Annotated in this window: 9 protein-coding genes; 3 read left to right on the top strand and 6 right to left on the bottom strand. The window is 58.2% G+C overall.

The features are described from left to right. Positions 1-32: 32 nt before the first annotated feature. The 5 genes from CK230_RS33185 to CK230_RS21975 all read right to left on the bottom strand — a co-directional run bounded on the left by CK230_RS33185 (position 33) and on the right by CK230_RS21975 (position 13,856). Positions 33-6,146: an RHS repeat-associated core domain-containing protein gene (locus tag CK230_RS33185; protein WP_176480175.1), complete on the bottom strand. Its 6,114-nt coding sequence runs from the start codon at positions 6,144-6,146 to the stop codon at positions 33-35. Between the two features lie 421 nt (positions 6,147-6,567). Continuing rightward, positions 6,568-7,728 (bottom strand): cyclophane-forming radical SAM/SPASM peptide maturase GrrM/OscB, encoded by a 1,161-nt coding sequence (gene grrM, locus CK230_RS21990; RefSeq protein WP_095819247.1) that lies wholly within the window; start codon positions 7,726-7,728, stop codon positions 6,568-6,570. After that, positions 7,713-8,021: a hypothetical protein gene (locus CK230_RS21985; protein WP_095819246.1), complete on the bottom strand. Its 309-nt coding sequence runs from the start codon at positions 8,019-8,021 to the stop codon at positions 7,713-7,715. Before CK230_RS21985 ends, grrM begins: the two co-directional genes overlap by 16 nt. Continuing rightward, the gene (locus CK230_RS21980; RefSeq protein WP_095819245.1) at positions 8,018-11,851 is read right to left on the bottom strand and encodes a hypothetical protein; all 3,834 of its coding nucleotides are present in this window, start codon (positions 11,849-11,851) and stop codon (positions 8,018-8,020) included. The genes CK230_RS21985 and CK230_RS21980 overlap by 4 nt, the downstream gene beginning before the upstream one ends. Positions 11,852-11,882: 31 nt before the next feature. Next, entirely contained in the window at positions 11,883-13,856 is a 1,974-nt protein-coding gene (locus CK230_RS21975) for a hypothetical protein (protein ID WP_141246071.1), read from the bottom strand. Between the two features lie 85 nt (positions 13,857-13,941). On the opposite strand from CK230_RS21975, the gene CK230_RS21970 reads away from it, so the two are divergent. From CK230_RS21970 to CK230_RS21960, 3 genes are all read left to right on the top strand, one after another. Beyond that, on the top strand, positions 13,942-15,015 hold the full coding sequence (locus CK230_RS21970; protein WP_095819243.1) for a serine protease: 1,074 nt from the start codon (positions 13,942-13,944) through the stop codon (positions 15,013-15,015). Further along, positions 15,012-16,160, top strand: a complete 1,149-nt coding sequence (locus CK230_RS21965) for a trypsin-like peptidase domain-containing protein (RefSeq protein ID WP_095819242.1) — start codon at positions 15,012-15,014, stop codon at positions 16,158-16,160. The genes CK230_RS21970 and CK230_RS21965 overlap by 4 nt, the downstream gene beginning before the upstream one ends. 99 nt (positions 16,161-16,259) lie before the next feature. Then, complete coding sequence (locus CK230_RS21960; RefSeq protein ID WP_095819241.1) at positions 16,260-17,525, top strand: serine protease; 1,266 nt, start codon at positions 16,260-16,262, stop codon at positions 17,523-17,525. Between the two features lie 207 nt (positions 17,526-17,732). On the opposite strand, the gene CK230_RS21955 is transcribed toward CK230_RS21960, so the two are convergent. Beyond that, positions 17,733-20,150 (bottom strand): hypothetical protein, encoded by a 2,418-nt coding sequence (locus tag CK230_RS21955; RefSeq protein ID WP_095819240.1) that lies wholly within the window; start codon positions 20,148-20,150, stop codon positions 17,733-17,735. Between the last annotated feature and the right edge of the window lie 58 nt (positions 20,151-20,208).

Below are 20,208 nucleotides of genomic sequence, written 5' to 3'. Positions count from 1 at the left end.
TTACCTTGGCGTCACCAATAGTCGGTTCACTCCTACTGCCCTGATGTGTCAGTGGCTGGAGGCTCTACCTTGTTGCTATTTCCATCGGATTTCCCTTTCCCTTGCCCTTGGCCGACGCCGTGGGTTTCATTTGGGATGCCTAGGCGATCATACTCGTCTTCACGTGCACGATTTCTTTTGCCATTCGGCCTACGTTCAGCTTCAAAAACTTTCTGTGTCTTGCCGTTTTCGTCCTGCACTTGTACGTCTGGTCGCCTGTTTGAATCATAACCTCCAAGAGGGCTCTCTACAGCGACCGTAGATCCTGGAGGGTGTAGACCTTTGTCTACTTCCTGCTGTGCCTTGTCTGCAAGGTCCTTCACCTTTTGCTGATGGTCGATCGCCCCCTTGCTTCCATTAGGATTTGGCGGGGTTTTGGTTTCCTTGACGGCAATCTTTACTCCGGTTTTTACCTCAGCCTTTGCTAGAGCCCTCGCAACCTTGCTCGATCCGGCCGGAAGGCCCGGTATAGCAGCGGCAACAGCATCGACGCCTAAATCAACCCAACCATTCTGCCAAGATTCGTTGTCGTCCGCGAAGTAACCATAGCCAATCACCCCAACATCGTATGCTATGTTAGCGGCATCCCATGCGGTGTCGATAATGTGTCCATTTGCGTCACTCTTGTTGACAGGATCATTCTGAGCATAGGCATACCGATTGGTACCAACGCCCGGCAGCGTCGGGTCCCAATCATCCGGCGAGATGAAGCGCCCCAGCACAGGATCCATGTATCTGGCATTGAGGTATAGCAGCCCGGTTTCCGGATCGAAGCGCTCGCCAATGTATCCTTTCTGCGTCTGGAAGCCTGAGTTGAGGCGCTCGCCATAGGTGGCATAGTTGGTGGCTTCGGTGATGGCGCCGGCGCCGTCGGTGACCATGCGCACCGAGGCCAGGTGATCGCGGTGCAGGAAGTATTTTGCCGCTCCGACCACCTTGATGTCGGGATGCGGATAGCGGGTGTAGATCTCCGCTCCTGGTGTCGCGGGGTCGATTTCGACGGAAGCGTCGGGATAGAGCGTGGTGGCGAAGGTCGAGGCTTTCTTGGCTCGAGCGCCGTCAGGACCATAGCTGAGGTTGACGGTGTTGGAGGCGAGGCTGACGGTCTTCAGCCGGTTGGCCTCGTCCCAGGTCAGCGTGCGAGAGCCGTCGGAAGTCAGATTGCCGTTGGCGTCATAGGCCATGGCGTTGGCGCCGACACTGATTGGCGCATGCGGCCTTGGTGCACTCGCGGCGGGATAGACATAGGTGCCCGCAACACGGGTGCGCGAGGTGAGATTGTCGTTGGCGGCATAGACAAAAGTTTCGTCTAGCGTGTTGTCGCCGAGATTGTCCGACGAGGTCAGCCGGTCGGCATTGTCATAGCCATAGGTCCAGCTGTCGGAGGCGGTGAGCCCCGTCGTGCCGGTGATGCGGCCAAGGTTGTCGCGGGCATATTGATCGTCGAGGAGGACGGTCGCGCCCTTCGAGGTGGTGACACGCGTCACCCAGCGCCGTGTCGGCGAATAGGTGAAGCTGGTTTTCACGCCGTTGGCGTAGTTGATCTCCTTCGTCTGCCCATCGGCCTCATAGAGCGTCGAGGTGATGAAGCCGGAGGCGGAGGCAAGCTTGTTACAGGCCGTGTATTGCAGCGGTGCGGCGGAAGTGCCGAAGTCGAGCTGAACCGGCAGGTACTGCGTGGCGATCGGCTGCCCTGAGGCATCGCGGGTGGTGACGGTGATATGGGTCAGCGTGCCGATCGTGGCATCCTGGCGCGCAACCTTGCCAAAACCGTCATACTTGAAGCTTTGCGTGGCGGCGGGATTGGTCGAGGTGGTGAGCTGGCCGATGTTGTAGGAGCCGGCAGATGCCTGATCGTAGCTGTTCTGCGTCAGCGTCACCGCGCTGCCACCGGAAGGTGTTGCCGTCTTCAGCGTCAGCCGGTCCATCTGGTCGTAGGAAAGGTTGGTGACGGTGCCCCTAGCGTCGGTCTGGCTGATGAGCCGATTGGCGGCATCGTAGACATAGGTCCAGCTGCCGAGATCGGGATCGGTTGCCGACAGCCGGTTGCCCAGCATGTCGTAGCTGTAGGACCAGTTGGAGCCGCCCGGATCGGTCACCCCGATCAGCCGGCCGAGCGCGTCGTAGCTGCGGTTCTCCGGCAGATTGAGCCCACCGGCATCGCGGACAATGGCCGCGATGTCCCCATGCGTTGTCCATGCTGTCTTGGTCGGATGACCGAGCTCGTCGGTAGCAGTCACCGCGTTCAGTCGTGGGTTGACGCCGGTGCCTGTTGAGAGCTCGTTAAGATAGGTGCGCTGGCTGGCATCGGGATTGACCGTCAGCGTCAACCGGTCGGCCCAGTCATAGGAGTTGGTCGTCCACTGCGCCGTATCGCCGTTGAAGCGCGGGAAGGCGGTGCGCAAAACATTGCCGCGTGCATCATAGGCGGTCTCAGTGATGCGTTGCGGCCCTGTCGCCGTCTCTCCGGGGCTCTCCAGCCTCCAGACCCGGCCGAGCCCATCATAGTACGTGCGGTGATAGTCTGAACCGGCGTCGTTGGGCAGCGGCGTGTATGTGGTGATTGATTGAAGGCCCGGATTGCCTTCGTTCTCGAAGCGAGTCGCGATATAGGCGCCGGTGACGCTCTGCGAGACCTGGTAGGGACGGCAGAAGGGATCGTAGGTGAAGGTCCTCACCAGGCCGTTGACATCAGTCTTGGTCGCCGGCAGGCCGCAGACCGGGTTGAAGGTCGCGGTCGAGACGAAGCGGGTGTCGGCAGACTGGCCGCCGGTGGCAAAATAGCGCGGCACCCGCTCCGTCACCGGATAGAGATGATAGGTCGCGTCATAGTCCCACTCGGTCTTGTGGCCGAGACCGTTGGTGGCCGCGATTTTGTTGCCGTAAGCGTCGTAGGCAAAATACTGGTTCACCGTCTTGGTCAGGCCGGGATCAGTGAAGGCCTGCACCCAGGTCAGGTTGCCCTTGGTGGGCACCGCCCAGACATCGGTGCTGCCGTCATAGTAGTTGTGCTTGTAGGCGACATAGGGGTCGCTGGCGGTGAGCCCGGCATGTGTCCGCTCGGCAATCAGCGAAGAGACGATATAGGCCGTAGTGTTTGGCGAGAAGAAGCGCTCGGTCCAGGTCTCGTCGCCGCTGACATCGGTGCGGCCATAGTCCTTCAGGCTGACGATGTTGTTATAGGCATCGAAGCCGCGCTCGACCCGAAGCGTGCGCGTGACATTCTCGGTCAGCGTTGTCTCGGTTGCCGTGTTCTGCACGGTGTAAGGTTTTGTCGCCGTGTTGACGGCATAGGTCTCGGCCACCTGCTTGTGCAGGGTGCCGGCACCGTCCTTCCACACTGTCAGCGACGGCAGGCCGTAGCTCGCCAGATCCTGGCGATAGGTGGTCGTCACGGTGGGTGCCGCCGTCTCGCCATTGGCCAGCGGCCTGGTCTCGACAATCGAGGCGAAGCCCAAAAACTTGCGCGCCGCCGGATCGTATTTGCCGCCCGAATAGGCGTAGGTGCTCACCGCCGTCTGGCCACGGCCGTCGCTTACCGACAGCTTCGTCACCGCATGCACCACCTGCGGCAGATAGTTGTTCGTCCAGGTGGACGACGGCCTGTACTCGACCGCAACCGTCCCGCCGAGCTCCGTCACGATCTGCTTGATGAGGTTCGGGTTGCCCGTCCCGGCGTTCGAGATGATCATCGAGCTGTAGTTGGTGAAGTCCGGCAGCCCATCCCCGTTGAAGTCGCCGACAACAGTGCCCGCCGTCAGCGAAACCGGCAGTGTGAACTGCACCGGCGTCATCGTTGTCGACGAGGGGCGCAGCGAGAACACTCTCACCGTGCCGGTTCTACCCGGCTGGCTCGTTATTGTGCCGCCAATGGTGATGACGTCAGTACGTCCATCGTTGTCGAAATCGCGCACCACAGCAGAGGCGCCTGCCATCGGAGAGACCGTATAGCTCTTGAAACCAACCCCGGTCGAAAGCCAGACTTGGCTGTTGCCGTTGGTGCCGTTGTAGAGAAGGACGTCGGTCGCCCCGTCACCATTGATGTCGGCGAGCGCGCAACTGCCTATGCCCCCATCGTAGGCGCCGGCGGAGCATGCAATGCCATACGACGTACCGCCCGGCTGCCATTTGCCGTTCGACAGCACACCCTTCGTTGAGGTTCCGTTGGGGCCCCAGTAGAGCGGCTGCTGTTTGCCGTTGCCAAGGAAATCGCCGACGCCGTTGACGCGGTAAGTGGAGCCGCTGGGGTTTACGGCATCAACCCCGTTTCCATCAGCGTCCGCAACTATTGCTCTGGCGGCAACAGCGTTACAAACCGCTTCGTAACCTGTTGGCGCCGTCGGCGAGCAGGCCGCCTTGGTCAATGCCAGAGAAGCATCAGTCTTAACGATCGCTTTGGTCGTGGTAGTAGTGGTATGGCCTGTTGCACCGTTTGTGTACGACGTTGTTACGGAGTCCGCGAAATCCATTGTGTTCTTTGTCGCAAGGAAACGGCCCGGTTCGATGAAAAGGCTCGGCGGATTGTCGGCTTGTGAGCCGAGCACAATCTTGTTCGTCGTAGACAGCGATCCGGTAGCAGCGAATTTGTAAAGGTATTCTGTCTGTGTGTAGGTCGTGCTAGGCGTACCGTCGTGACCACCGCTGTCGTATGTGCTGCTAGACAACACACCGAAGACCTCGTCCCGACCATCAAAGTCCAAATCGCCGACCTGCCCCGGTTCTAGCCTCGTGGGCGCGCCACTTACCGTCGCATACACTCCGTCAGCATTCTGATAGGTCATCTGGGCGATGACCTTTGACGTCCCGCCGGTTATGGTCCCGTCGGCGGCGATGGTAGCATCGGTGCCGTAGCGGGTGGCCTGGGTCAGCCGCGAGGTGTTGGAGAACGGCGCCTGGTCGTAGATGAGCTTGTAGGCGCCGCGCACCGCGCCGGACACCGTGATGCCGATCGTCTTGATGCGTTTGTCGGTCGCCGAGATGTCGCGGCCATTGCCCATCAGGATCAGGTCGGGACGGGTCTCGTAGTAGAACTGGATGCTGGCGCCGTTATAGGTGATGCTTGACGGATAGCAGGTGGGGCTGGCCGGGCAGGTGTAGCTGTAGGTGACCGTGTTGCCGTTGGTGTCGGTGACCGAGGTCAGCAGCCAGCGATAACTGAAGGCGAGATCGTAGGCCGGCGTTCCCGCTCCCGGATTGAGGTTGGCGACGGCACCCACCGAGCGGAAGGTCGAGACCGTGCCGTCCCTGTCGGTCACCTTCCATTCATTGGTGGTGCTGTTCAGCGCAATGCGGCGGTAGCTCTCATTCTCCGTCGCATGCGTGCCGCCGGTCGAGCATGAAGGAGAAACCATGCCGGCAACGCAGGCCACCATCGCCTGGCCGTCGAGCAGATAGATGTCGTTGGCATCGTAGGCCGGCATTCCGTAGCCGGGTGTTGCCCGCTCGATGACATCGATGCCGTCGAGCCCCCAGGCATAGCCGAGCCAGCCCTGGTAGAGGCCGCCGAGCTTGGTCTTGCGCGAGGAATTGTAGTTGAGCGCGATCTGCGGCTCGATGTCGTGGAAGGCCGGCGCATCGATCGCAATCGAATAGCCGAGGTTGCCGTTGCCGGCGGCCTTGGGCAGGTCCACCTTCGGCGTCCCGATCGCCTCCGGATCGCCGCTGGTTGTCGTGGTTGTTGCGGCTGCAGTCGCCGCCGCCGTTGCGGCGGACGATTCCTCAGGCGCAGCCTCGCCATCGGTGGTCTTCGCCGCTGCCGTGCCCGACTTGGCGGCGTCACTGTCCGCCCCATTGCCGGCCGAAGCTGCATCCGATGGCGCGGCGCCGATCTTGGCTGCTTCGTCCGGGCTCGACTGCGTACCGCCGGAACCGGCGGCCTGAGACTGATCGGATGCCCCTGAGCCATCAGGGACCGTCGCACCCGATCCGAACCCTGCCCCGCCATTGCCAAAGCCATTTGCCGGCGCAGCTGTATTGCCCGGAGAGCTTTGCTGCTCCTGCGCAACCGCTACTGCGCCCGCACTTTCGCTAATATAAGAGACAACAGAAACATCCGCGCCGACGACGCCCGCGGCAAGCACTGCCGCGCCAACAAGCAACCGCTTCATGAAACCCCCAAGCCAAGTTGCTTATCGATACTCAATCCGCACTTGCCTGATACGACACAAGGCCGTCACAGTCACTTATCCACAGAGTTATTTTACGGCCCGACGTAGCGCGCCCAAATGATAGACAAATCTTGTGACCGAGAACCGGACATGCACTTAGATTGGCTTTGCGCACCATTCAAATGACGAACTCAGTGCCCGTCTCAGACATATTGACAAGCCAAGGACATCGCCCAGCAGCTCCCTCCCAAGCACGTTTGACTACTAGTCAGCTTCATCTCGCGGGTGATCGTCGACTTCAAAGTCACCGATAACCTAAGCCAAATCGACGGTTTAGGCGCCCACACAATTAGGACCTTGGCCCTGCCTCACGTCGAGGCCAGATGATGAAAAGAACGGACATAGGTGGAAGAAGGTTGGGCTATGCCGCTGGGCTGGCCAGCGATTTCTCCAGCCTTTCGAGAGAGACGTCGGTTATTACCTGCTGCGTCAGCTTGCAGGCCAGGGTCTCTGTGGCGATGAAGGTGCCGCACTCGGACAGTTTGTTGACGGGCGCGCCGCCCAGGCACATTGTGAAATACCGACAGGACTGGTGGCAGAGGGCTATTCCCTGCCAGATATCGGAGCGAAGTTTCTCGAAGGAGGCGCTCTTGAGAACAGATGCGAGCGTCGCATCCGGCAGCCGGCCGATGATGAAGTCATCGTAGGTCTTGCTGGATAGCCCCGCAAGCTCCGGCGAAAAGGTGAACAACTCTCCGCCGACGCCGACTGTCACCATCGCAAAGGGCATGTTCTGCGAATTCGCCGACACGCTGCCCAGTCCTGGATGCCTCAGCATTGCCAGGACGTTTCGATATTCGCGCACGCGCAATAGGGGCGCCATCCTGTCGGACTCCACAAGCACGGTCTCGAAGAACGCGCGGAAGTCGTCGACCACACCCGGGCGCGCCAGGCTCGAGCCGGCATTCGCGCCCTCGACCTCCTCGATATTGAAGCCAACGTCCTCGATGCCCTCGTCGCGGAAAAATTCCATCAGCTCGCGCCCATGGCTGAGCGAGGCATTGGTGATGACGCAGATGACATGCAGCGCGACGCCCCGGGCCTTCAACAGCCGCAAGCCTCTCAGCGCCTTGGCATGGGTGCCGCCTCCCGACCGGGTGCGCCGGCGGGCGTCATGTAGAAAGGCGGGCCCGTCGATGCTGACGCCCACGCGAACGCCATGCGCCAGAAAAAGATCGCACCAGGCATCGTTGATGAGCATGCCGTTGGTTTGGATCGCGTGCGGGACGGACGAGCCCATAGGCGCCTCGGCGGCCACGCGCGCGAAAGCCTCGGCGTACCAGTCGGGCGGCACCACCAGCGGTTCGCCGGCATGCCAGACTACCGTGAAGTCGCGGGCCTGCAGATTGGCCTCGAAAATGAAGTGGGCCGCCGCGGCTACGGTCTCATGGCTCATCACCCGCCGGTCGCCCCTATGCGGCAGGTAGCAATAGTCGCAGTCGACATTACAAAACGCCGTCGGCTGCATGATCAGCAGCCTGGTCACGCCCGCAAAATCACCCGCCTTCAGAAATTGCTCCATCCGTTGAACCAGTTGGGGAAGTTCGGGAAATTGGGGAAATTGGGGAAGTTCGCGAAATTCGGGAAATTCGGGAAGTTCGGGAAATTGGGAAAATTCGGAAACTGCGTCAGCTGCATCTCCTCGTCGGTTAGTGGCTGCAGCTTCAAGCCGAGAGTATCGAGGTAGCGCTGGCGAATGATTGACAGGCGTTCGACCGCCGGCGTCGGCGGCGGGTCTACGGCCTCGCGGGCCCTGGCGTCAGTCGATATCGCCGCCAGTGCGGCCAACAGGGCGAGGCTGCGTGTCGGTGTCATGGGGAACCTGCCTGAGCAGGATGACAATCCTGTCCGTCTGGATATGGCGGAAGTTTCTGCAGATAGAAGCGCGGAATCTCGTTCACACCCAGCGACGTGTCATTAAAGTGCCCGAGAATATTACGGCCTAGCTCGCAAGTCAGGTTCTGCCACCGGGAAGCGATTAGATCCTTGGCCACCTGGGGCCTCCGATCAAATTTCCGTACAATCCGATCGTCGCTCTGAATCCACAAGTAATTTCCGTCTGAATCAAAATTCACAGGTCGCCTACCGATATAATTAAACTCATCTACCGGATTTGGATCATCACCTTCAAACACCTGCAACTGGACCTGGCAATACTCAGAGTTGTCGACGCATGCCGTGTCGTTTGAAGAGAGTTCAGTATACTTTCCGACGATTTTTTCAACTGTACTCACCTGTTTCGCAATCCTGCACTCCCGGCTTTCTGGCAATCCGCCTACTCCACAAGCAGGGGAGAGAGTTTCAAATTTGCCAAAGGCATCCGAGTCGACCATCTGGGTCGAGTAGCCCCTATTCGTCCACAGGACGCCCATCTGCGGTCCGACATTTGCCACTTCGCGCGACCCTTTGCGGATGCTTTTGACAGGGACAACGAAGCCGACCACAGTGTCGTTACTTACGTAGTATGATGTTTCTATATTGGTTAAATCTATCGGATAATCTGTAAACAATGCAAGGGAGGACCATGATTGAAGCGGCCGAGTTGCGTAAGCCTGCAGATACCACCTCGGACTATTACCTGTCGTTTGGTTCCACTGAGTTAATATGACATATGGTTGAAGAGGTTGAGAGCCCTTATTGCTTATGACCAACATCGTTGCTGAGTCGCTGGAGGCACAAAGCTCCGAAATCGATCCAAGCTCGTTTACACCATCAAAATCGCGAAACTCCTCAGACTTCCCACTCGCGTACTGCAGGACGCCATTGTGGAATGTATAACGCACCTCAGTGGGTCCGGTGCGCCCGTCCTTTCTACTGAAAAGCGCTTCTTTCCCGGCAGAAGGCGACAGGCATGTGGCCTTTTCGTGTTTAAAGTTGCCTCCGCCAAGGGATTGGCTTGTGCTCTGGGCGAAAGTCGAGTCAACTGGCACAAAAGTGAGATCGCTCAGCACCTGGCGCGCGCGATGCATGATTCTGCCCCGCATCTTGTTGCGCTCTTTGTCGATTTCGCTGTCGGCGCCGTTCCAGTCGTCGCTGGATTCGAGTGCGTTTAGCGCAAGCCACAGGTCACGGTCTCTATACAGGGGTCTGCTAATGCCCCCACCTATCTCAGTTGCCTCGAACCCAACCAGTCCGATTTTTGCTATCGTGAATCTAAATAGATTAAGTTCTTTTTGTCCATTTAGATAGTATATTGCCGCGAAACAAAATACAAGAATACAGGAAATGGCAGAAACGACAGCAAGACGTCTCTGACTTATTTTCTTGTCGCGCTCAGCTTTTAACCTTTCGGTTACTGCCGCTTTCCTTTCGGCCTCAGCCGTCGCTGCGTAGGCGCTGGCCGTCTCCGCCGCAGCCTTTGCGGCGTTGGCCTTTGCCTCGGCTTCTCGGCTTTCGGCTCTTGCTCTTTCCGCTTCGGCGTTGGCAGCTTTGGTCTGTGCCGCGGCCATCTCCGTCTCGGCCTTCGCAGCTCTCTCGTTAGCCAGAGCAGCTTGGGTGGCCAATTCGAAGGGCTTCCTGCGGGCCTGGCTCGCACCTGTGCGAACACTATGAAGCTGTGCGAGAAATCGGGATGCATCGAACGGCATGCTGGCTGTCTGGAAACGTCGGATCTCGTTACTGATCCATTCCTGGCTCGCCCAACCGGATCGAGTGACGGTCCGCTCAGATGCTGCAGACTTCTCAACCGGAGGGACAGCCAGCTGCGCGTCCCCCTCCATATCGCCGATCACCGCGCTTAGGTCCGCTTCGCCGCTGGCAGTGACGATATCCTCTGGCACGGGAACTTTCGGGGGGGCGTTCAGTGCTGTGTAGACCACACGAAGAATGTTGGAGGCCTTGCCCGCTTCCTCCACCCAATCCGAGTATTGCCTCCAATTGCGGATAAAAGATTCGTGGAATACAGAATATTTGGATACAGGTTCGCCGCTTTCACGCGAGCCTGGGTCGGTCCGCTTCTCAATCAGGGTAGCGTACTCAAACTCCCTCAGCGCGGCGATGAGCGGCCTCTCGAACCTGGCCGCTCGCTCAACCTGCTGGCCTTCGCCGTTGGGCGGTACGAGCCTTTCCACTTCACTCGAGACCGAGAGCATCTCGTCGACCGATTGCCAATCGCGAACCACTCTGCGGCGATCATCCTGGCGAACCATGCTAATAAACGCGCCCTTGAGCACCGTCCGCGCCAAATCCTGTGTCTCGCGCGACGGATCCCCGGCAACCTTGCACCAGGCTTTGATCGCCTTTCCGTATACCGTATCGGCACGGCTGTTGAGGACGCGAGCGAGGCGGTTTTGCTCTTTGGGAGGGCCGTCGGGGGGCAGCGCAGTTCTTCTTTTTGCGGGCCTCCTCTGGACTAGATCTTCCCATTCGGGGATGGCCGACAACGACGCGCTATCGATTGTGAGGCGGGTGTCGTCATTCGCCTCGTTCAGCCATGCGCCGACCGAACTGTCCCACAACAGTCTGAGGAAGTGCTGTAAGAGCGGGAGCGCGTCGGCGCGGTGGTCCGCCTTGCCACCGGCAAATTCATTGTAGGAGTCGGCAATGACATCGACGGCTTTCTCTTCGTAAGGCCAGTTGACGCCCAGGCTGTCTAAGAGATCAAAGCCTTGCAGGGTCAGCCTGCCAGGTTCTATGATGGCCTGCCTCACATTGTCATGTGATACCAGTTCCACAAGGTGGACAGAGCGATTGACGACGTCCGAGATGCCTTCCAACTCGGAGCAACGGTGGAGTTCCTCACTGCGCATTGAGGCAACGAGATAAAGCTCAGGCGCTCCCTGCTGCTCGGCCTGATCGACAAATCGGATGAAATCGAAAATCGCCGACTTTTCCGAGTTGTCAGGACAGCGGAATATCTCCTCGAACTGATCGATGCTCACCAGCAGACGGGGGGGGCCGGCGCGACGTGGGTGGAGGTGACGGTCCAACCTCTCCAGTTCCTCCTGAACAAACAGAGCCAGAGCTGGCGCGACCGAGGTTGTTTGCCTTTGATGACGAGGGCTCCACAGCCGTACCTTTAAGAGCGCTTCCACACTTTGTGTGGCGGTAGCGCGAAGGTCGCCAGGGCCTGTCGACGGAGCAACATGCGCCTCGATCACATCAAGCGCCCGCCTGACTTTCTTCACAAATTTTGGGCTTTTCTCGGTAAGGTTCGGTTCCTGAGCCTGAACCTCACGGAAAATCGCGCCAACGATCATCGTCGCCAGTGCAGACAAAAACTCCTGCATAGGGAGTTCGGCGGGCCGACACTCGGCGACATACCAGTTCCCCCCGCCATCCTTCATCCGCAGCGAATGAATGTCGGCGAGCAGCCCTGCTTTGACGATCGAAGACTTGCCCGAACTCGATCCGCCAATCACCATGATCACATGCCGGGCGTTGCCATTTGCCGAAGTCCCGCCGAGCGCCGCACGCAATGCTTCGATTTGATTGGTCCGTGCACGAAAAATGTGAGCTTCGTTAACGTTGAAGCTGCGCAGCCCGGGATATGGATTGACCTTCGTCGACTGTGGCCGACTGGCCTCCTCACGCCATTTGGCACGGAAGGCGGCCTTCCTGGCGCGAAAGGCTTTGCTGGCGCGGAAAGCCGCCTTCCTTGACGACGAACGTTGGTTCACGTTGATGAGGGCATCCGATATCGTCATCTGGCGAGAAATCGCGTTTTGTCTTTCCCGTCTAGGCGTCCAATTGAGCTTTCATCCATGCCTTCGCCCCATTGAAAGCACGTTCGTCGGGCTGATATTCACCCGCCTCCTGCCGAAACTTCACCACTCGCCAGTTTCCATTGGCACGGTCAGTCAGTTCGGTATCAAGCCGTTTGCCTTCTATCATCACAAGTATGTGCAAGATGCGATCTGGAAACAGGTCCCCCTTATCCCGGAAACCCTTTGCCACCCCGTCGCGGATACGGGCGGTGATACTCGTAAGGTAGTCTTCAAGGCGCCGTGTCCCCCGGCTAACATCACAAGTGGCAACAATGTTCTTCTGGGGGCGCCGCCCAAAATTTAGGGCGGCCTCGTACAAAGGGTCATCGGTTCCGGCGACTTGGAATGAGAATGGCACAACGCACTCGTCCTCCGGCGGTTCTCCGTTGCCGCCCACCAGAAGGCTGAGATGCCTCTTGAGCGCCTTCCTGAGCTTGGTATCCAACTTTCCGTCGACGATCACCTCCTCTACCGCGACAAAGGCCTTCGGACTTTCAGCCTTCTCCAGTCCAGCGCGCCGACGAACCAGTAGTGCGAAGTCCTTCGGAGTATCATTATTAATTTCAACTCCGTCCTGCCTCCTGGATCGCGTGCTGTCGGGCTTCCAGAGCAATCGACGCTCCGAGGCCCTGGCGACCAATGATTTCAATAGACCGAGCGGCCTTAAACTGCACAGATGGAGATAATCTTCAAAGGCAGTTGCCTTGTCTTCCAAATCCTTCTCGCCGACATGCTCAATCAACAGCGGATTTTTTGCCGTATCGAACTTCGCCTGGAGATCGCTATGAAGTGTTAATTCCTCACCCCCGTCATCCCAGGGGTCGATGATCGCCAACGAGTTGTCCTGGCCCAGCGCCTCCTTCAACGCGTTGAATCGCCCCAGATCGCCTTCGGCAGTTATCTTTCCGCCCACCACAATGACTAGGTCGTTCTCAGCGGGCAAGGGCTTTACGCCTGAAGTGTCGGCGCTTGGATTCGCGGGAACCAAAGTTTCTTTTGGACTATGCTGGTCGCCTGGCGGCGAAGCGACTATGGGCTCGAGCTCTGACGGTGCAACCCCCTCTTTAGCCAAAACCTGATCATCTGCTGTCCCTAATTCTACATAACCTGATGGTATTTTAATGTCTATATCGCCTTCTTCATCTGGTTCTGCTGTCGAGAAAAATTTCTTCACTTTCGCTTTCTGCGCTCTTAACTCGACCCGATTCTTGGTGTTAAACAAAAATAGAAACGGTAAAACTTGGAAATCCCATTTCAACTGAAGTTCGTTCCAGAATGAATCGCATCGATCTTTGTTGGCTCCGATAAAGGCTATCTTCGGATACGATCTTCTGTCACTTGCGGCATCAAGAGCCAGATTAAAGATGTTTCTGATCACATGCCCCGCTGGACCATCAAGTCCTTGCATACAAGAAATTACAATGCATTTCGCGTATTCAAAGTCGGGCCTTTCGTCGTCGAAACTTCCCTGGACTTTTCGGTCCGCAATCGACGTAAACTCGTCTTCTCTATAATACTTAGTAACGTACAATTCAAGATTTATCGCGTCTGAAAATTCACTCTTTAATACCGATATATTTCCATTACTGTCATCAATAATCCACAAAGCTCCCTTTTCTTTCTCTTTTGTAAGATAATCTATTTGCCTGTCTATTTTTTCTTTGACCAAAGGCTGGCCTTTAAATCTGTCGGAAATTACTTCCAACCATTTCTGCATATTTTCCGGATTTTTATATGATTTAGCTGCAATATCTTTCAAAATTGCGGGCCGGTCGACTTCCTGGAAATTTCCATCCTCGTCTGGCTTTGCGATAGTTGAACTAAGGTTAAGGGGAGGGCGTGGCTCAATTTTGATGATGGCATTAAACACGCCAATGTCTGGGAAAGCCCGCTCCAGCACCTGGCTGAACTGACTCTGAATACTTGGACCGTACCAGGCCACCACGCGACCGCCCTCCTGGGATAGTAGCACTAAAAAGTGTAACGCTATGGGAACGGTCGCGCAAGTCTTGTAAGCAACGGAGGGTGTGATGGATTGGAATTCGCTCGATCCCGACAAGCAAAAGGTACTGGCCGGCATCTTGTTGCGCAACTGCAAGCGTACCGAAATAGATCGTGCTATCTCGATGGGCTTTCGGCCTAGTGACAGTCTCGATACCCTAACACGGAAAGATAGTGAACTGCCTGCGGCTGAGAGTGCTGCGCAGCGGCTCAGTGATCTCATTGCTCTGGCGGTCGAAAATGAGCGGCTAGGGTCTCTTGTAAAAGGACTGCAACTGATCAAACTTGGGTCGGTAACCTTTCGCAACCTAGCCGATCTGGTGGAAGTTGGAGCATCCGAGGTTTCCATCTCCGGCATACAGGGCTTCGAATTTCAGGGCGCCGCCAACCGGCTCGGAATCGTCGATTTCGATGATCTTTTGAAGCGCTTGGCGGAGATCAAGGAGGCAACCTGTCGCTTCATCCTACCTCAGGGCGAGAGTAGGAGCTCGATAGGCACCGGCGTTCTGGTCGCCGAAGATCTCGTCTTGACCAATTGCCATGTGCTTGAGGCCGTGATTGGCCCTGATTTTACTGGCAAGCGAATGATGCCCCCCGCAGGATTTGCCTGCGAGTTCGGCTATTCAAGCACTGATAAATCCAGTGTGGTAGCTCCACTTGCCGCCAGTGAAAGCTGGGTGATCGCCCTTAGTCCGAAGGCTGCCAATGGCAAGGCTGCCGCTTCATCGCCCACCAAGGACCTGGACTATGCCCTGGTGAGGCTTGCGGCGCATCCGGCGTTGACGAACGGCCAGAAGCGGTGTTTCGAAAAGCCAGCCAATATCGATCCATTCGAGGCGGGGGTGCCGATATTGGTTGTGCATTATCCAGGCCAGGAGCGTCTGAGTGCTTCATTTGGAAAGACAGTCCAGAATGACGGCGCACAGACGCGTGTGCGATACGACGCGGATACAGAGGCGGGGACGTCAGGGTCAGGCGTCTACCGGCTGCCTAAGTGCTCGTTGATCTCCCTGCATCAGGGAGCAAACAGGTCAGGAGGGTACAATCAAGGCATTCCGATCCAAGCCATTTTGCAAGACAGCTTGCAGAGGGGCAAACAATGAGCTCTCGCGGCTCCGGCCCAAGGCATCCAGAATCTCTGGATGCGAAAGCAGCGCGCCTAGAGGAACGGCTTAAGCAGATCGCGCCGGGAGGGTTGCTTACAAAGCCGAATGGCGAATCGATGACAATTGAGGCAGCCGGATCTTCGTTGATAAGACGCGCCTCTCCGTTCGACGGTCCGTCCAACACGCTTTCAGCGACCTCACTGGAGCAGATCGTCGCAAGCGGCATCGAGGCAATTCGACACGTCGCCGAGGGCGGGGGGCGACTTGGTGATGACAGTACCGATGGACTTCTCAACCTCGAAGCTGTCATCAATGCGGTCGAGCGCGTCTCTTGGTATGTCGAAGATGACGACTATCTAGTCAACATCCGCCCCATCGACGATGGTTTGGACGGTCTTTGGCGCGATAGGTTCGAAGGCGAGCGCGTGCGCGTCAAAAAGGTCTGCTCGAGCGTCGCCGCGATCATGATCGACGGCGCCCCGATCGGCACCGGGTGGCTTGCCGCGACAAACACGTTGGTCACCAACGCCCACGTTGCTTTTAACCTCTGTTACCGCAAGCCGGGTCTGTCGCCGAGCGACCCGCGGGATCGCTGGCGCATGGCGAGCGGGCGATGTTTCACCGCAGCCTTCCGCTTCGAGCACGGCAATATCGGCGATGCGAACAAGCATATCAGCGTGCCCATCGAAGATGTGCTCCACGTGGAGACCTCGCAGCATCCGGACCTTGCCGTCTTTCAAATCGCGCCGTCGACGGAGTTCGCCATGCCCGAGCCTCTGAAGCTCGAGCTTGTGCCGCCAACGCAAGGAGACCGGTCCGGCAAGATAGTCTATACGGTCGGGCATCCGATCGCGGACCTCCAGGACGACGCCGCAAACGTCGCGTTGTCCTTCGGCGCTCTCGACGGCACGAAGCGCTTCAGTCCAGGCAAGCTTATCGGTCAGCTTGATGCCGATGTGCTGGCGCATGATTGCAGCACGACCAACGGCTCATCCGGCAGCCCGCTGGTGGCGATGGGCAGCACCGTTCCGATAGGGTTACATTATTTCGGTCGCCCGGGGATGCAAAACGAGGCGGTGCTGCTTTCAGCCTGGGCCGCTCACCCCGCAATCAAAGCCATACAGTCCGGCCAATGGGACTAACTATTCTGACGACGAGGGCAAGCAACCAAGCTAGAATGTGTGGGCCAAAACAACGGCGGCGAAGATGCGGTAATACAGAAGGTTCGATGAGGAGTATTCATGTCGGACGCACGTCAGGACAACGCTCGGGAATTTTTGAGAACCATCGTGCCGCAAGGCGCGCTTGAAGGCACGGCTGAAGCGCGCGACACCCTGGCATCCGGCACGATACCACGCAGTTGGCAGGTCCACGCCGAAGCGGCGGCAACCAAGATCGTGGAGGGCCAGCCGCTCAACGAGGCCGAGGCATTCGCCCTGGAGGCGATCATCATTCCCGACAAGCGGCCCACGTTTCTGATACAGGGTGGCGACTACCGCATCGACAACGCCACCTGGAAACATATCGACAGCGATAAGGTGCGTTCCGTTCTCAAGCCGGCTATCGCCGCGGTCTGCCGGATCGAGATCCCCGGTCATCCGAGCCTTCCCTATGCCGGCACAGGCTTTCTGGTGGGCGAGGGGCTGCTGATGACGAACCGGCACGTGGCGGAGCTGTTCAGTTCCGGCCTTGGCCGCAGGAGGATCTCGCTCATTCCCGACATGAAGACGCAGGTCGACTTCCTCAGGGAAGCCGAAAGTGAGGCGGAAAGCGACGTCGACGAAAAGCAGCAAAGCCTCTTCCCGGTCGCGGAGGTCGTCATGGTCCACCCTTATTGGGACATGGCTTTGCTTCGTATCGACGATCTGCCCAAGGGGCATGACCGGCTGCGGCTGTCGTTGCGGGCGCCGGACGACATGCTCGATCAAGACATAGTTGTCATCGGCTATCCGGCAGCCGACCCGCGCAATCCGCTCGACGTCACGAACCAGGTCTTCGGCGGTGTCTTTCAAGTCAAGCGCCTGCAGCCCGGAACCATCGGCGGCTCGGGGGCAACTGCCCGGCAAGCCCGCCTCGACTATAAGAGTTACGACAAGCTCGTTCCCACGATGTTGCACAACGCTTCCACGCTTGGCGGCAATTCAGGATCAGCGATCGTCGATCCAGGATCCGGTCAAGTCATGGGACTACATTTTGCGGGCGAGTACCTCAAGTTCAATTGCGGTGTGCCTGCCTGTGAACTGGCCAAGGATGCTCGGATTGTCGACGCCGGCGTGACTTTTGAAGGCAATCCGCAGCCACAGGGCGGCCCATATCATGGCTACTGGGAACGCACCGGGGAGGTCCAGGCCACTGCCGCGCGAAACGGCTCAGGAAAGGGAAACGAGCCGAAACAACCGATCGCCGCTGCCGGTTTATCCGATCTAGGCGCCACCGTTCGCTTGTCCGTTCCGCTTCAAATCACCATCCAACTGGGCGAGGCCGCCGCTCTTTCCGCTGACGCCTAAACATTGGACACCGTTCTGGCCGCGACGGTAGAGCAACTGGTCCAGCCAGTGATGCATGATGAGGATTATTAATCTCTCAGGAATGATCGCGGCAGCGAACTGGTTGCCCGCCGGCGCGATTAGCGACATGGTCCAAGGGTCTCAAGATAGGGTTCCCTGAGTGCGACCAAGGCACATCTCTATCTGTGCCGCAAAAACCCACAGCGCTCAGAAGAGCTTCGGCTGATCTGGCGGGAACAACTCGAAGTGCATGTAGTCCTTGGTTCCAATCGCAGCGCCGAGCCAGCGCAGCCCCGCGCCTTCGCTACTCGACAGTGCTGCCACCAACTCGGGCGCATGATTGAAGAACCCGTAATGGGCTACTGTCGCATCTGTCGCCCCGTTGGCGATCGGCGTGTGCTGAGTTGCCGCACGCCGGAAAAGATTTGCCGCATCGACGAGTAGCTTGGCGGCGGCTTTCGCTTTTGCCGACGCCACACCGAGGCCTGTGAGTACGCCTTGGACCTTGTCCAGTTTAGGCGGCTGTGCAGTGGCGAATTCGTTGATCGTCATCAGGTCAACGGAGGATAGAGCGATCCCGCAAAGCCGCTTGACGGCGTCACCCATAGCGCTTTTCAGACCCGACGCGGACGCGAAGGCCGCCTTGAAATCCGTGTTGGCCTTGGAAAGGACCTGAGCCGCAGGTAACATTTTGTCATACGCTGCAGGCGTCCGCAGCGAGGTGCTTTCGGGGCCGTAGAGATCGACACCGGTAATCGCCTTTATCAGACCGAGGGGCAGGGCATCCCTCTTGATATTGGGGTTGAAATCCCAGTCTATATCAACCGCCCAGCCGAAGGAGTGGAAGCTCAGCTTGCTGCCATCGTTGGCATTCGGTCTGATATTGAATCCGCCGATCTTGCCGATGGATGCGACCGCTGCCGACGCATTTTTGGCCGCCGCCAGCGCCTTCCCTTTGTCGAGGCGCGCCTTGAGATCCGGATGTACAGGCGCCGACGTGTTGGGCTTTGGAAATGCGGCACCGGTTAACTGTCCATAATAAGCATTGATCCGCCTGATCGCCTTATCCGGATCATTGGGTGCGCCGAATTGGCTCAGCAGGTTCGTTCGGACCGCTATATATCCCGCAAAACCGCGTCCGATGTTTTTCCTGACGAATATCGAAAGTTTGTTCCACTCGGCCTGCGCGCTGCCTGAGGCCGCGGCATCTGACAATTCCATCGTTGACTCAAGCGTTGGGCCGGACATTCTTCCTCGGCTCGCTGAGCGCTCGATTTGCTGCAGGGCAGTGACGAGTGCATGCTGCAGGGCGCTTTGAAGTTCCGCTCGGCTGAGTTGGCTGCGCAGATCTTCGACAAGTTCCGCGTCGATGCCGGGAAAGAGAGGCGTTTCCAAGTGCGAATCGAACGAGAGTACCTCAGCTTCGATTTGCGGCCACACCCAGAGGAGCGTGTCGCGGTCAGTCACCCGGGCGCTGACTGCTTCGACGATCGCTTCGACGCCTGAGCGCGAAACCCCGGCAACGCTTTCAAATACTGCAGTGGTGCTGGCAAATAGCGTATCGGCTGGCCAGGCCGGCCAAGTCGGTGCCTTGATCAGCTTCAGTTTCGACGTGAGGGCCTTAAGATCGAGATTGTTCGGAGTGGCCTTGGTCGAAACCAGCTTGCCGTCATCGGATTTGGCACGCTTGGCAGCGTAATCGCCACTGCCGTTATAGCGTGTCCAGCCGGCAATGGCCCAGTCGATCCAGGTGACGCCCGGCTTGTGGCTCGAGCGAAGCGCATCGAGAAAGATGTTGATGCCCGAACTCATGTTGTCGCGCCAGTCCCAGGCGATCGATGCGGTCAACTGGTCGGGGTGGGTGAACTGAGAAAGTCCGACGCCGAAGTCGAAAGATGAAAGCGGAAACCAGCTAGGATCGGCCGGCCACTTGAACGAGACACCCTTGTATATGTCGCCGGAGTAACTCTTGGGACGGAACTGCTTGTAGCCGGCCTCCCAGGCGAAGATCGCGTCGAGCATCGACCAGAGATTAGCGTCGCGCTTGGGTAACGCTGCACGGATATAAACCTTCACTGCATCACGGTCCGGATTGGCGCCGACGATGCGCAAATGGGTGAAATCCTGCAGCCAAGCGGTCGCGCCCGGCGGCTTCACCGCGACGCTCAGGATGGCGTGGCCGCCGCCGACATGATCGGCCGCAGCCTCGCTCTTCGCAAACAGCGTGAAGCCTGGTGCGCTACTTTGGCCGCGCCATTCGTCGCTGAGCGACACGACCTTGGACTTGTAGCTCGGATCATTTTTCGTGCCGCCACTGCGCTGAAAGCGCCCCAGCACATGCCTGGTCTGCAGCCGCCAGAGGATCGGCGTTGCGGAAGGATCAAAGCCGGAAATCTTGCACAACACCTTAAGCTCGGGCATGCCGCCGCCGACGGGTAGCGTCAGCACGTTGGTGTTAAAGGCGCCGGAGCGCGGTACGCCGCCTGCTTTGTAGGGCGTTGGTGGATCGGTTCGATCGAGATTTTCGATGCGAAGCCCGAAAGGGCCATCGACAAGGCGCCGCACGGGAACGGCCAGTCCGTCATCGGATCCAGGGAAGTTGTTGTCGGTGATCACAGGCGGCATGGGCTCCCCTCCAAGTTGGCTTTGATCTGAAAAGCGTCGCCAGTCGTGACCCAAAAAG

The sequence above is a fragment of the Mesorhizobium sp. WSM3859 genome (assembly GCF_002295065.1).
Lineage (GTDB): Bacteria > Pseudomonadota > Alphaproteobacteria > Rhizobiales > Rhizobiaceae > Mesorhizobium.
The sequence above is the reverse complement of the archived record's forward strand: the minus strand, read 5'-3'. Positions and strand labels throughout refer to the sequence as shown.

Bases quoted from the DNA above. Each gene is read 5' to 3' on its own strand.
- CK230_RS21955 (WP_095819240.1), bottom strand. From the start codon at position 20,150: ATGCCGCCTGTGATCACCGACAACAACTTCCCTGGATCCGATGACGGA.
- CK230_RS21980 (WP_095819245.1), bottom strand. From the start codon at position 11,851: ATGACGATATCGGATGCCCTCATCAACGTGAACCAACGTTCGTCGTCA.
- CK230_RS21965 (WP_095819242.1), top strand. From the start codon at position 15,012: ATGAGCTCTCGCGGCTCCGGCCCAAGGCATCCAGAATCTCTGGATGCG.
- CK230_RS21970 (WP_095819243.1), top strand. From the start codon at position 13,942: ATGGATTGGAATTCGCTCGATCCCGACAAGCAAAAGGTACTGGCCGGC.
- CK230_RS33185 (WP_176480175.1), bottom strand. From the start codon at position 6,146: ATGAAGCGGTTGCTTGTTGGCGCGGCAGTGCTTGCCGCGGGCGTCGTC.
- CK230_RS21960 (WP_095819241.1), top strand. From the start codon at position 16,260: ATGTCGGACGCACGTCAGGACAACGCTCGGGAATTTTTGAGAACCATC.
- grrM (WP_095819247.1), bottom strand. From the start codon at position 7,728: ATGGAGCAATTTCTGAAGGCGGGTGATTTTGCGGGCGTGACCAGGCTG.
- CK230_RS21985 (WP_095819246.1), bottom strand. From the start codon at position 8,021: ATGACACCGACACGCAGCCTCGCCCTGTTGGCCGCACTGGCGGCGATA.